10 protein-coding genes and 2 pseudogenes are annotated in these 12,718 nt (G+C 68.7%); 9 read left to right on the top strand and 3 right to left on the bottom strand.

Annotation, left to right across the window (positions count from 1 at the left end; all coding sequences use genetic code 11):
- Positions 1-282 precede the first annotated feature (282 nt).
- From AS97_RS10310 to AS97_RS10300, 3 genes are all read left to right on the top strand, one after another.
- A complete protein-coding gene (locus AS97_RS10310; protein WP_059148110.1) occupies positions 283-735 on the top strand; it encodes a hypothetical protein in 453 nt (150 codons plus the stop codon).
- Positions 736-1,551: 816 nt separating this feature from the next.
- Complete coding sequence (locus tag AS97_RS10305; protein WP_086708715.1) at positions 1,552-2,967, top strand: DEAD/DEAH box helicase; 1,416 nt, start codon at positions 1,552-1,554, stop codon at positions 2,965-2,967.
- 159 nt (positions 2,968-3,126) lie between these two features.
- A complete protein-coding gene (locus AS97_RS10300; protein ID WP_210564755.1) occupies positions 3,127-3,369 on the top strand; it encodes a DUF5302 domain-containing protein in 243 nt (80 codons plus the stop codon).
- A 14-nt stretch (positions 3,370-3,383) separates the two neighbouring features.
- Here AS97_RS10300 and AS97_RS10295 read toward each other — a convergent pair.
- Positions 3,384-3,604, bottom strand: a pseudogene (locus AS97_RS10295) (transposase family protein); the annotation flags it as partial.
- A 189-nt stretch (positions 3,605-3,793) separates the two neighbouring features.
- Between AS97_RS10295 and AS97_RS10290 the strand changes: the two are divergent.
- Positions 3,794-3,970, top strand: a pseudogene (locus AS97_RS10290) (RNA polymerase subunit sigma-24); the annotation flags it as partial.
- A gap of 24 nt (positions 3,971-3,994) precedes the next feature.
- On the opposite strand, the gene AS97_RS10285 reads toward AS97_RS10290, so the two are convergent.
- Both AS97_RS10285 and AS97_RS10280 read right to left on the bottom strand, forming a co-directional pair.
- Positions 3,995-4,645 (bottom strand): CoA transferase subunit B, encoded by a 651-nt coding sequence (locus tag AS97_RS10285; protein ID WP_210564754.1) that lies wholly within the window; start codon positions 4,643-4,645, stop codon positions 3,995-3,997.
- The gene (locus AS97_RS10280) at positions 4,645-5,430 is read right to left on the bottom strand and encodes a CoA transferase subunit A (RefSeq protein ID WP_210564753.1); all 786 of its coding nucleotides are present in this window, start codon (positions 5,428-5,430) and stop codon (positions 4,645-4,647) included. Before AS97_RS10280 ends, AS97_RS10285 begins: the two co-directional genes overlap by 1 nt.
- Before the next feature lie 457 nt (positions 5,431-5,887).
- Here AS97_RS10280 and AS97_RS10275 point away from each other — a divergent pair, with 457 nt between their 5' ends.
- The 5 genes from AS97_RS10275 to AS97_RS10255 all read left to right on the top strand — a co-directional run bounded on the left by AS97_RS10275 (position 5,888) and on the right by AS97_RS10255 (position 12,668).
- Positions 5,888-6,601 (top strand): GntR family transcriptional regulator, encoded by a 714-nt coding sequence (locus AS97_RS10275; protein WP_125758477.1) that lies wholly within the window; start codon positions 5,888-5,890, stop codon positions 6,599-6,601.
- Between the two features lie 263 nt (positions 6,602-6,864).
- Positions 6,865-7,389, top strand: coding sequence for an ATP-binding protein (locus AS97_RS10270; RefSeq protein WP_349017587.1), 525 nt, complete (start codon positions 6,865-6,867; stop codon positions 7,387-7,389).
- Between the two features lie 203 nt (positions 7,390-7,592).
- Entirely contained in the window at positions 7,593-8,660 is a 1,068-nt protein-coding gene (locus AS97_RS10265; protein WP_247204313.1) for a pyridoxal phosphate-dependent aminotransferase, read from the top strand.
- Positions 8,661-8,823: 163 nt separating this feature from the next.
- Entirely contained in the window at positions 8,824-10,938 is a 2,115-nt protein-coding gene (locus AS97_RS10260) for a hydantoinase/oxoprolinase family protein (RefSeq protein ID WP_210564750.1), read from the top strand.
- The gene (locus tag AS97_RS10255; protein WP_125758480.1) at positions 10,935-12,668 is read left to right on the top strand and encodes a hydantoinase B/oxoprolinase family protein; all 1,734 of its coding nucleotides are present in this window, start codon (positions 10,935-10,937) and stop codon (positions 12,666-12,668) included. Before AS97_RS10260 ends, AS97_RS10255 begins: the two co-directional genes overlap by 4 nt.
- Positions 12,669-12,718: the final 50 nt, after the last annotated feature.

Below are 12,718 nucleotides of genomic sequence, written 5' to 3'. Positions count from 1 at the left end.
GGGGGATCCAGCTTCTTTGGCGCGTTTGCGGAATCGGTCCAGGACAGTCTGGGGCCGGAGCGGTTGTCCGTCGGGTCGGCAGAAGACCAAACCGGTGAACAGATCTGACGGGTCGCCGGTATGGATGCGAGTAGTTGCCGCATGGTGTTCGAGGGCTTCGATGACGCGGGGTGAGAGGGCGACCCAGTTCTTGCTGGCGCGGGTTTTGAGCGTGGTGATGACCAGGCGGGTGTTGTTGACGGCGGAGAGGGCGTAGCGGACGTAGAGCACCTGCTCCGGAAGGTGGACGTCGGCTTGTTCCGCACTGCCTTGTCGAACACAGGCTCCCGCGAGTTCTTCATCGACAGCTGCTGCTCGGTGACCTGCGCCGACGCCATCTGCTGGTTGCCCTGGTCCGGACCGGCCGACATGTCCGTGGCCGACTTCGGCAACGCGTCCGGGGCGGCCTGGTTCGGGTTCGGGGCCCCCGGTTTGCCCGGCACCGAGTCCGCCGCCAGCGGCACGACCTCCTTGGCATTGGGGGCCGGTTCCGGTGTGGCGGCGGTGGTGTCGGCGATCTCCTGGCCCGCGGCCTCCTTGCCTTCACCGACCTTGCCCTGGACCGCGGTCTTGACTTCCTCTGCCTTGCCTGACTCCCCGAACTTGTCCGCCTCGTCCAGGTTCTTCGGGGCCCGGTCCTTGATGGCCTTCTCCACCGCGGTGATGAACGACTGCTTGTCGAACTCCTTCGGCTGAGCGGCGTCCATGCCCTCCGCGTGCGCCGCCTTGCCACGGGCCTCCTGGTCGTCGGCCGGCGGCACCGCGGCTCCCTGCGCGGCACCGGCCTCCGCGGTCGGCGGTGGGTGGCTCGACGCCACCCCGCTGCTTCTTGACCGCGACGTCCTTCTTCAACGCCTGGAACTTCGGGTCCGTACCCGGTGACCGCGGGCCCGCCGCTTCCTGCGCCGCGTTTCCGGCCACGGCCCGCGCCCGCGCGACGGGCCGGGTTCCATGGCCGAGTTCGACGTACGCGCGGTCGGCCCACGCAGGGTCCGATACCTCCGCCCCGCTCCGCATACGTGGATCGCGCACCGGGGGCACCGCCGGTGTCGTCGGGCACGGCGTGCGGACCTTTATATGCACAGGCATGGTGGCCGCAGGGTCGCACCTGTGCCGTCGCAGCCGTGCCTTCGCGGCGTCACGGGTGCGTCATCGGTGGAGCGGGCGCGCCCGCTCCACTGCACAACTCCTGGGTGGGAGGTGGCCGTCCTTCGCCACCGGCACGGCTAAGGGCTGTGGCGCCCTTGCTGAATGCCTCGTTCGTGCACGTCACGCTGCAGCCGTGCGTCCAGAGGCTTCGGCGTGGGCGAAGCGGGGGAAGTAGCGGGCTGACGGCCGACTGAGGCCGGGACTGCCGGGATGCGATCTCGGGGCGCGGGGCTGTCACTTCGTGTTAGCCTCATGCTTTTGCGTACTCGTGACGGTTGATCCTGCCTGTCCGGTTCCTCTTGTTCGTCGACTGCTCATTCCTACCGGGCCTTCCTCGGTACGTTCGCATGCGGAAGGCTCCTCATGAATCACCCTGACCTCCCCGGCACCTCGCACAGCGATCCCGCCCCGCTCATGGCCACTGCGCCCACGGTGCCCCCGGTCGCTTCCTTCGCCAGCCTGGAACTACCAGCCGAGGTGCTGCGAACGCTCAGCGAACTCGGTGTGCGCGAGCCCTTCCCGATCCAAGCAGCCACGCTGCCCAACGCCCTTGCGGGACGCGATGTCCTGGGGCGCGGGCGCACCGGATCGGGCAAGACGCTCGCTTTCGGCCTACCGCTGCTCGCACGGATGGCTGGGCGGCGCGCGGAACCGAAGCAGCCCCTGGCTCTGATCCTGGTGCCTACCCGAGAGCTGGCCCAACAGGTCACCGAGGCGCTTGCGCCGTACGCAAAGGCACTGCGGCTGCGGATGGCCACGGTCGTCGGCGGCATGTCGATCGGTCGGCAGGCCGCTGCGCTGCGCGATGGAGCCGAGGTGGTCGTCGCCACCCCCGGCCGTCTGCACGACCTCATCGAGCGCAGGGCATGCCGCCTGGGGCGGGTAGGGATCACTGTCCTCGACGAGGCCGACCAGATGTGCGACATGGGCTTCCTGCCGCACGTGACCGAGGTACTCGACCAGGTACACCCTGACGGTCAGCGGTTGCTGTTCTCGGCCACTCTGGACCGCGACGTCGACCACCTGGTCCGCCGCTACCTCCACGATCCCGTCGTCCACTCGGTCGACACGTCCGCGGCCGCAGTCACGACGATGAACCACCATGTTCTGGTCGTCCACGGCCCCGACCGGTACGCCGTCACCACGGAGATCGCCGCCCGCGACGGCCGCGTATTGCTGTTCCTGGACACCAAGCACGCGGTTGACCAGCTCACCCGGCATCTGCGAGCCAGCGGAGTGCACGCCGCGGCCCTGCACAGCGGCAAGTCCCAGCCGCAGCGCACACGGGCCCTGGCGCAGTTCAAGAACGGCCAGATCACCGTCCTGGTGGCGACCAATGTCGCGGCCCGTGGCCTGCACGTCGACGACCTCGATCTCGTGGTCAACGTCGACCCGCCCACCGACCCCAAGGACTATGTGCACCGCGCGGGCCGGACCGCCCGGGCCGGTGAGTCCGGCAGCGTCGTCACGTTGGTGCTGGCGGGCCAGCGCCGCGAGATGAGCCGACTGATGGCAGAGGCCGGCATCGAGTCGACCATCACCAAGGTACGCTCGGGCGAGGCGGAGCTGAGCCGGATCACCGGGGCCAAGGCCCCCTCCGGCACCCCGCTCGACGGCGGGCCGGCCGCGCCCCGGCCCAAGAACACCAACGCTCCCTTCCGCGGCCTGGGCACCAGCAAGGACACCTCCCGCGGCGCCGGCGGCAAGTCCCGAAAGGCCCGCGAGGCCCGCAAGCTCGCCGAAGCCCGCAAGGCGGCCCTGGTGCGTCGCGGCGGCTGAGAGCCGTCGCCCTGATAGTCGAAAACTTCCGACCCCGGAACGGAAAACCTCCAGCCCGGCCCGAAACCCTCCGGTGCATACACCTACGAGATGAACGCCCTCGTGGTGTGCTCGGCATGACAAACTGTGCTTCCCACTGCCCGAACCCAGGAGGTCGCCATGACCGCAGAGTCTGTATCCAAAGAAGGTTCGGAGTCGACCGACCCCGAGACGTCCGCCCTGGTGCCCGACAGCGACGGCCACTACGACCTGAAACGCAAGTTCCGGGAGGCCCTGGCGCGCAAGCGCAGTGTGCAGGCGGACGCCGCTGACCTCGCTGCGAACGTCGAGGCGTCGAAGGTCCGTAGGGCGAACGGCCCGGCTGCGAGCCAGCGGTCGTTCCGGCGCAAGAGCGGCGGCTGAGTCAATGAGCTCTTTCAGCATTGCCGCTCCAGAGTGAGCACGGCCGCGGAGATGGACGACATTCGATTCGGACTGCACCGGGCCTGCGGAAGATCCGCCACGACTTCAGCCGCGCGACGCCGCGCTCGACCGGTGCCCGTGCTGCGGACAGCGCTCGGTTGACGGTTTGCTGGGTCGGGGCGAGGCCACGGCCCGGGGGGCGTCTGAGGGGTGTCGTCACCCACGGGCCAGCTCCCATGTGAGGCTGATCCTTTGGAGTGGACACCCTGACAATGGATCTTGGTGGTCCAGGGAGGGATGTCCAGGTGGGACGTAAGTCTCCGTACCCGGAGGAGTTCCGGAGGGGCGCCGTCGCGCTGTACCGCGCGTCCGGCGGCAAGCCTGGAGCTGTTCTGCTGGCTGGCCTACTACAACCGGCGCCGCCGCCGCACTGCAACCGGCACCGGTCAACGGCTGTCCGGCGCTGGTCGTCCGCTTCGACGACGTGATCGACACCGTCATCGCGGTGCGTGTCGATGACGGCCTCATCACCGGGCTCTACGTGGTGCGCAATCCCGAGAAGCTGTCGCGCATGGAGCGGGAGACCGCCCTGCGTCGCTGAGTCGTCCGCGGCAGGGCGGCGCGGTCACGCCGGCCTGGGCGCCGCCCGGACTTCGAGATTCGCTCCGGTTCTGTCCCGGATCTCGTCGAGGGAGACATCCGGGGCTGTCTCGGCGAGGACCAGGCCGCGTTCCGTTATGTCGATCACGCCCAAGTCGGTGATGACGCGTTGTACACACCGTTTGCCCGTGAGGGGGAGCACGCACTGCTCCACGATCTTCGGGCTGCCGTCCTTGGCAGTGTGGTCCATCAGGACGATGACGCGCTGGGCTCCGTGGACGAGGTCCATGGCGCCGCCCATCCCCTTGATCATTTTTCCCGGGATGGTCCAGTTCGCGAGGTCGCCGGTTGCGGACACCTGCATGGCGCCGAGGATCGCCACGTCGATGTGCCCGCCCCGGATCATGCCGAAGGACAGGGAGGAGTCGAAGAACGAGGCTCCCGGCAGCACACTGACGGTCTCCTTGCTGGCATTGATCAGGTCCGGGTCCACCTGATCAACGGTCGGGTAGGGGCCCAGGCCCAGAATGCCGTTCTCGGACTGAAGCACCACATGGACGCCGGGTGGCAGATGATTGGGCACCAGGGTGGGCAGTCCGATGCCGAGGTTCACATAGGCGCCGTCGGCCAGTTCGCGTGCTGCTCTGGCTGCCATCTCGTCTCTGGACCAAGCCATCAGTTGTCCCCTCCCGTCATGCCGGTGTGCGCTGCCCGCACGGTCGTCTTCTCGATGCGCTTGTCTGTGGCTTCCGCTGTGGTGAGTGGGAGCACCCACTGCACGAACACACCGGGAAGATGGATCGTGTCCGGGGCGAGCTCTCCGGGTTCGAGGAGTTCTTCGACCTCGGCGATGGTCACTTGCCCGGCCATGGCCGCGAGCGGGTTGAAGTTCCGTGCGGACTTGTCGAAGACGAGGTTGCCGTGGCTGTCACCCCTGGCTGCCCGTACCAGAGCGAAGTCGGTGGTGATGGACTCCTCCAGTACGTATTCCGCGCCGTCGTACTCACGGACCTCTTTGCGCGGCGAGGCGACGGCGACACTGCCCTCGGCGTCGTAGCGCCAGGGCAGTCCGCCGTCGGCAACCTGGGTTCCCACGCCCGCGGGCGTGAAGAAGGCGGGTATGCCACAACCGCCCGCGCGCAACCGCTCAGCCAACGTGCCCTGCGGCACCAACTCCAACTCGAGGTCGCCGGAGAGATACTGGCGAGCGAACTCCTTGTTCTCGCCCACATACGAGCACGTCGCGCGCGAGATGCGCCGTGCTTCGAGGAGCACGCCCAGCCCCCAGCCGTCCACGCCGCAGTTGTTGGACACGACACTGAGTTCTGCCGCTCCCTGCTCCAGGAGCGCCTGGATGAGCACGGCAGGGATGCCGCAGAGGCCGAAACCGCCCACTGCCAGCGAAGCCCCGTTGTGGATCTCCGCCACGGCTTGGGCGGCGGAAGTAACGACTTTGTCCATGTGTGCCCTCCGTCTGAGGTCAGGTGCGCCGAGGATGGCCAGTCGTCGACAGGCCACAGCCGCTTGTGCGAGCTGTGAGAGTGGTCGGCGCCGGAGTCCGCGAGGCAGGCAGCTTCCGCCGTGCCCCCGGGATCTGCCGAGTGTCGAGGAGGGGCTCGCTGCCGACCGGGTCCGATACGGGCGGCCAGGCGAGACCAGGCGCCCGACGGCCCGGCATTAGTGAACGTTAACTCACGGCGCGGACGTTAGTGGGTGCGGCCGGAGCTGTCTACCCGCGCCCCACGCCGATGGCGAGGCGCGAGCTCGACCGGCAACGCTAGGCGGCCGTGCCCGGCGCCAGCAGTGGGCGACGCATCGCAGCAGGTCAGTGTCCCGATTCCGGGTGAGTGGACGAGGTGTGCGGATTTGAGATCCGCATGACAGGGATGTGAGATCACAATTGCGTTAAGGTGGGAGCGTGAAGTATCTGCCGGCCATCCTCGGTGAAGACCATCCGAGTCTCAGCGCGACCGAGCGCGCATACGCCACCATCAAGCGCCAGATCATCGAACTCGAGCTGGAGCCTGGCACTCATGTCACCAAATCGACCCTTGAACGCCGGGCCGGTGCCAGCACGATGCCCGTCCGGGAGGCCCTGACCCGGTTGCAGCGGGACGGTCTGGTGCGGGTGCTTCCACGCTCGGGCTACCGCATCCTTCCGGTCACCCTCAAAGGGACCCGTGACCTGTGCGCTTTCCGTCGGCTACTGGAAGTCGAGGCTGTGGGCCTCGCAGCAGAACTCGGCCTTCCGGAGCGCGATCTTGCCCGGATGGAAGAGCTCCTGTCTGCCACGTATGAGATCGGCGACCAGGCGAGTGTCGACGCGTTCCTTCGGGCCAACATCGAGTTCGACGCGATCATCGCCAACCGATGCGGCAATGACATGCTGGCCCAGACGATCGTCCGGGCTTTCGACGAGTTGGAGCGAGTCCTGCGGATCACGTTGAAGTCACTGTCCTTCTCGGAGTCCGCCGCGCACCAGCGGCGGGAGATCCTCGAGGCCATCCGGGACCGTGACCCGGCTGCGGCCCGTGCGGCCATGAGCGCCAGAACGCAGTCCTCGCAGGAGCAGATCATCAACCAGCTTGTGTCGCACGCGTCCCTCGCCGAGGTCAGTATCAGCATTACCTGATGCTCGGGGGCCGGGTTCATCCCGCATTCCCCGAGGGGTTGACGGGCGTTCCCGCGAGTGGTGCACTGGAAGTGGTGAGATCTCAGATGGACGTATAGGGATCTCGTCACCTCAAGGTCCTTGGGTCCGGTCCGCACAACGGAGCGATTCATAGACCGACTCGGTGTCGCGCACACCCTTCCGGGGGTGGGTGCCGCCCCTCCTGAACACCGCATGGCCCGGCCCATGGTCCGCGCCGAAGGGTGACAGGCGTTTTTGTGAGAATGATTGAGATCTCACATGTGCTATATGGAGATCTCAAGCCGGGGGGCCTGGATTCTCGACTTCCGCCCTCCGTCAACATCGAGATGATGATCATGAATGCCACTACGCTCTGCCGGACTCACAGGACATTCTCTCTGCCGCCTTCCACCGCTGATGTGCCCGGAGTCCGGCGCGCCTTGGTGGACACCCTCGTCGAATGGGGTCTGCCCGAGGATGGTGAGCTGCTCTACGCCCTCGGTCTCATCGCTTCGGAGCTGGTGACCAATGCCGTCACCCACGCCGGTGCACACACTCCGAGCATCGTCGTCACGCTCGCGATCGGTGAGGAAGGGACGCTTGAACTCGGTGTCAGCGACAACTGTCGCGTCTTCCCGAGGCAGCTGGCCACGTCCCCGGAGGCCACCCATGGTCGTGGGACGGCGATCGTCGATGCACTGCTCGCCGAATTCGGCGGGAGTCTCACCTCCGAAAGGCACCCCCACGGCAAGACCCTGTGGGCTCAGCTGCCCGGCGCGCTCTCGTGAGCCTGACCGCCCGTCCATGCCGCGGGGTGCTGGGCGCGGTGTCGTCGCACGGGAGCGCCGGATTGTTGTCGTAACCAAGATCTGCGAAAGGGAACCTGATGAAGTGGGAACGTCTGCCAGCTCTCGAACTAGCCGACCGCGCCCAGGCGGCACCATCGGACCGTGCGGCCATGGTCCCCTTCCGCGGTGTGCCCATGATTCCCATGCCGGAGCACGTCGTGGAGGCGGCGCGGACGGCCGCAAGTGAGGTGTTCCCTCGGCGCAGTCGAGGTTCCGCGGAACTCCGTCGGGCAATCGCCTCGCGCCTGGAGGCCGTGCACGGGCTCGCCGTGGATCCGGAGAGCGAATTGCTGATCACCCATGGCGCCCAGCACGGGATGAGCGTGGCGCTGAGGGCCCTGCTGTCGCCGGGCGACGAGGTCGTGGTCCCCGCTCCGAGCTATTTCTTCGACGGCATGATCCGCCTGGCGGGAGCCCGGCCGGTGTACGTACCGTCCGACGAGAGCCGCGGCTGGGACCATGTTCCGGCAGCTGTAGAGGCCGCGGTCACTCCGGCCGCCCGGGCGCTGCTGATCTGCAACCCCAACAATCCGACCGGTTATGTGCCCAGCCGGGAGCGGCTGTGTCAGCTTCTGGCTGTCGCCGCGCGCCACGGTCTGATCGTCTTCTCCGACGAGTCCTACGAGCGGTATGTATGGGACGGGCCCGGTTATGTGCCGCAGATGCTGCTGCGCGATCATCATCCGGACCTGGTCACCGTCACCAGCCTCAGTAAGAACTACGCCTTCACCAGCTGGCGGGTCGGATATGTGCACGCGCCCGCCCACCTGCTGGAGCCGGTACACCGTGCCTTCGAATGGGACGCCATCAACGTCGGGGACGTGGCCCAGGCCGCGGCGCATGCCGTCGTGACCGGCCCACAGCAGTGGATCGAGCGAGAGTTCGCAACCATGCGGGCCCGGCGCGACATTCTTCGCGACGGGCTGGAAAGCGCCGGCCTCGTATCGGTGCGGCCCGACGCCGGGATTTTCGCCTTCGTCGACTGCACGCCCCTCGGCTTCCAGGGACGCCGGTTGGAACGGCTGCTGATGGATCACGGTCTGACCGCCCTCGCCGGAGACGCCTTCGCCGGGCCGGGCACGCACGTTCGCATGCTGTACGGCGGATCCGCGGCCAGTCTCGAGGAAGTGGGGCGGCGGCTCAGGGCGCTGACTCGGAGGAGTGCGGGCAGCGCGGGGGAGGCCCGGCCGCCTGCGCCTGCCGCGGGATAGAAGCCGCGGGACAGAAGACGTCACGTGCACGGAGGCGTGGTGTCGCGCACAACAAAGATCTCAGAAGTCATTGTTGAGATCTCAGATCTGCCTTATGGTCTTCGCAGCTGCCGGAGGGGCGGCGTGAGGGAGCCCTCCGGGGCCGCTTTTCAAGGAGTCGAACGTGCCAGGACCTGCCAAGACCGATCTCGACGGAAGCTGGCGAGTCGCCGCCGACATCGGCGGGACCTTCACCGATGTCATCGCCCTGGGCCCGGGCGGCCGGGTCGTCCCCGTGAAGGTCCTCTCCACACCGCCGGACTTCGGCAGCGGCGTCCTCGGCGGAACCAGGACCGCGCTCTCCGCGGCGGACGCGCTCCCGCACCAGGTCACGGCGATGCTGCACGCCACCACGGTGGCCACCAACGCCATTCTGGAGATGCGGGGAGCCCGTACCGCCCTGGTGACCACGCGGGGATTCCGGGACGTTCTGGAACTCGGGCGCCTGCGCCGCCCCCTGCTGTACGACCTCTCCTGGCAGCGGCCGACCCCGCTGGTTCCCCGGCGCCACCGCTACGAGATCGACCAGCGCATCATCGCCGACGGCCACCTCGAGCCCCCGGTGGACTTCGCTGAACTGGCGCGGGTGGCAGGCGAGATCCGGGCCGAGGGCATCGAGGCGGTGGCGGTGTGCCTGATCAACTCCTATGTCCGTCCCGAGGAGGAGCGCCGGGCCGCCGCCGAACTGCGGGCCCTCCTGCCCGGCACCTATGTGACCGCCTCCGTCGACATCACGCCTCAGATGCAGGAGTACGAGCGCACCAGTACCGCGGTCGTCAACAGCTATGTGGGCCCCCAGGTCCATGACTATGTCACGGCGCTCGGCGAGGATCTGCGGGAAGCGGGCGTCTCCGCGCCCTTGATGATCATGCAGTCCAGCGGTGGTCTCCTCGACGCCCCCTCGGTGGTGGGGCGCCCGGTACAGATCATCGAGTCGGGGCCCGCCGCCGGCGTCATCGCCGTACGGAAACTCTCCCAGCTCATGGCCCTCGACTCGGTGGTCGCCTTCGACATGGGCGGCACCACGGCCAAGGCATCCCTCATCGAGAACGGGGAACCGTTCGTCGCCGGCGACTACGAGGTCGGCGGGGGCATGAACATCACCCGCGGCATGGGCAAGGGGGCGGGATACGCGGTGCGCGTGCCCTCCATCGACATCGCCGAAGTGGGTGCGGGCGGGGGCAGCGTCATCTCCACCGACGTCGCCGGATCCCTGCGGGTCGGACCGGAGAGCGCCGGGTCCCGGCCCGGTCCCGCCTGTTACGGCAACGGAGGGACCAGCCCCACGCTGACCGATGCCAACGTGGTCCTGGGCTACCTCAGCCCGCAGGCCCTGGCCGGGGGACGGGTGGCCATCGAGCCGGACCTCGCCCGGCGGGCCATCGCCCCGGTGGCCCACGACCTCGGCGTGGACATCCCGGCGGCCGCGCGCGGAGCCTACGAGGTCGCCGTGTCCAGCATGACCAAGGCCGTCAAGGCCGTCACCAGCGAACGCGGCCGCGATCCGCGGGAGGCGGTCATGGTGGCATTCGGCGGCGCCGGGCCCCTCTACGGCGCGGCCATCGCCCGGGAACTCGGTATCGACACCGTCATCGTCCCCGTGCACACCGGGCTGTTCAGCAGTCTGGGACTCCTCGTCGCCGACACCGAACGGCAGGCGGTGGTGCCCCACCGGGCGGACCTCGACGCACTGGACCTGCTCGGCGCGGAGTTCGACCGGATGGCCAAGGAAGTCACCGAGGCCCTGGCGGAGGCCGCCCCCTCGGCGCACACCGAGGTACAGCGGGTCCTCGACATGCGCTACCGCGGTCAGCGGTTCGAGCTGTCCGTCACCGTGCCCGACGGGAAGCTGGACTCCGGCCTGATGGCCTCCGTGCGGCAGCGGTTCCACGCCGAGCACCACCGCACCTACGGCCGCGCCGGTACCGACGAGCTCGTGGAGATCGTCAACCTCCGTGTCCGCGGGCGGGTGCGCAATCCCATCGGTGTCGAGCGGCTCCTGGGCCTGCCGCCGTCGGTGCCCCGTGCCGCAACGACTCGGGAGTGCCGATTCGACCGGACCGAGCCGACCCCGGTCATCCCCCGCGCCGCACTGTCACCGGAGCCCCGGCAAGGCCCCCTCGTCATCGAGGACATGGATTCCACCACCCTCGTACCACCGGAGGCCACCGCCCACCGCGACCGCTTCAACAACATCGTCATCAGCTGGACGACCACCGCCCCGGAGGCAGCCTCATGAGCCCGCGCCCGATCAGCGACGCCGCCACGTTCGAGGTCTACCGGAACGCGGTGACCGGACTCGCGGACGAGATGGCGATCACCATTCTGCGCACCGCGCACTCCCAGATCGTCGCCTCCAGCATGGACTTCTCGGCCGCGCTGTGTGACGCCTCGGGACGGGTGATCGCACAGGCCAACACCTGTCCGGTGCACCTCGGCTCCATCCCCGAGGCCATGGGCGCCGTGCTGACGGCCTTCGGCGACTCCGTCCGTCCGGGCGACGTCTACCTTCTCAACGATCCCGACCTGGGCGGCATGCACCTGCCCGACATCTTCGCGATCGCCCCGGTGTTCACCTCGGGGCAGGAGCTGCTCGGCTACTCGGTCACCGTCGTCAACCACGTGGACGTGGGAGGCTGGGCCGCGGGATCCATGGCGGTACAGTCCACCAGCATCTTCGCCGAAGGCGTGCAGATACCGCCGTCCCGGCTGTACGACGCGGGCACGCTCAACGAGACCTTCCTCGCGCTCATCCTCCGCAACGTACGCGAGCCGGACCTTCTCCGTGGCGACCTGGAGGCACAGCTCGCCGCGTGTCACGCGGGCGGGGAAGGACTCAAGGAGCTGGCCGGACGCCACGGCACCGACGGGCTGGCCGCACTCAACGAGGAACTCCTCGCCCACTCCGAGACCCTGCTGCGCGCGGCGCTCGCCAAGGCCCCCGACGGTGCCTACGCGTTCGAGGACTTCATCGACGACGACGGCATGGGCTCGCCGCCCATCCCCTTCCGCGTCACCGTCACCATCACCGGGGACACCCTGCACATGGACTTCACCGGGTCCTCCCCCCAGGTCGCCTCGGCCCTCAACGCCACCGAGTCCTTCACCCGGTCCGCCTCCTACGCGGCCATCCAGGGCGCTCTGGGATCCGACATCCCGGCCAACAGCGGCTTCTACCGGCCCCTCACCTTCACGATCCCCGAGGCATCCATCCTCAACGGCCGAAGGCCCTCGGCCCGCGGCGCCCGGGGCCTGGTCGCCTACCGCGTCATCGACACCGTCCTCGGAGCGCTGGCTCCCGTCTTCCCCGACCGGGTCCCGGCCGCGGGCGACGGCGGGCCGGACTCCGTGGCCATCGGCATCACCGGGGAGAACGGAACCACCAACGTCCTGTGGGACATCCTGTGCGGGGCCTGGGGAGCCCGCCCGGACCGCGACGGTGTGGACGGTGTCAGCCCGCTCGGCGCCAACCTGGCCAACGTACCGGTGGAGGAACTCGAGCAGTCCGGCCATGTGCGCATCGACGGCTACGGCTACCTGCCCGACACCGGCGGCGCCGGCCGGTGGCGCGGCGGCCTGTCGACCTTCCGCGACATGACGGTCCTCGCCCCCACGGTCTCGGTGCAGATCCGCTCCGACCGGCGCACCCACCTGCCCTACGGCCTCGATGGCGGAGCCCAGGGCACACCGTCGTCCAACATCCTCAACCCCGGCACCCCACAGGAGCAGACACTCCCCGCCAAGGTCGTCCAGCTCCTCGCCGCCGGCGAACGCCACCGGCACGTCACCGCCGGCGGAGGCGGTCACGGGGACCCCTTCACCCGGGATCCCGACCGTGTCCTCCAGGACGTACTCGACGGGAAAGTCACCGCCTCCGCGGCGACCCGCGACTACGGAGTCGTCATCACCCCCGACGGCGCGATCGACACGGCGGCAACGCAGCGCCGGCGCGCCGCTCGGCGCCCGTAGCACCGCCCCGGCGCCCGTAGCACCGGCCCCGCCGCACCAACCCCGCCCCC

Origin of the sequence: Streptomyces sp. AgN23 (assembly GCF_001598115.1) — a bacterium.
GTDB lineage: Bacteria > Actinomycetota > Actinomycetes > Streptomycetales > Streptomycetaceae > Streptomyces > Streptomyces antimycoticus.
The sequence above is the reverse complement of the archived record's forward strand: the minus strand, read 5'-3'. Positions and strand labels throughout refer to the sequence as shown.

Excerpts from the sequence above, each read along its gene's own strand:
- AS97_RS10305 (WP_086708715.1), top strand. The coding sequence starts at position 1,552 with ATGAATCACCCTGACCTCCCCGGCACCTCGCACAGCGATCCCGCCCCG.
- AS97_RS10300 (WP_210564755.1), top strand. The coding sequence starts at position 3,127 with ATGACCGCAGAGTCTGTATCCAAAGAAGGTTCGGAGTCGACCGACCCC.
- AS97_RS10285 (WP_210564754.1), bottom strand. The coding sequence starts at position 4,645 with ATGGCTTGGTCCAGAGACGAGATGGCAGCCAGAGCAGCACGCGAACTG.
- AS97_RS10280 (WP_210564753.1), bottom strand. The coding sequence starts at position 5,430 with ATGGACAAAGTCGTTACTTCCGCCGCCCAAGCCGTGGCGGAGATCCAC.
- AS97_RS10270 (WP_349017587.1), top strand. The coding sequence starts at position 6,865 with ATGATTGAGATCTCACATGTGCTATATGGAGATCTCAAGCCGGGGGGC.
- AS97_RS10265 (WP_247204313.1), top strand. The coding sequence starts at position 7,593 with ATGCCGGAGCACGTCGTGGAGGCGGCGCGGACGGCCGCAAGTGAGGTG.
- AS97_RS10255 (WP_125758480.1), top strand. The coding sequence starts at position 10,935 with ATGAGCCCGCGCCCGATCAGCGACGCCGCCACGTTCGAGGTCTACCGG.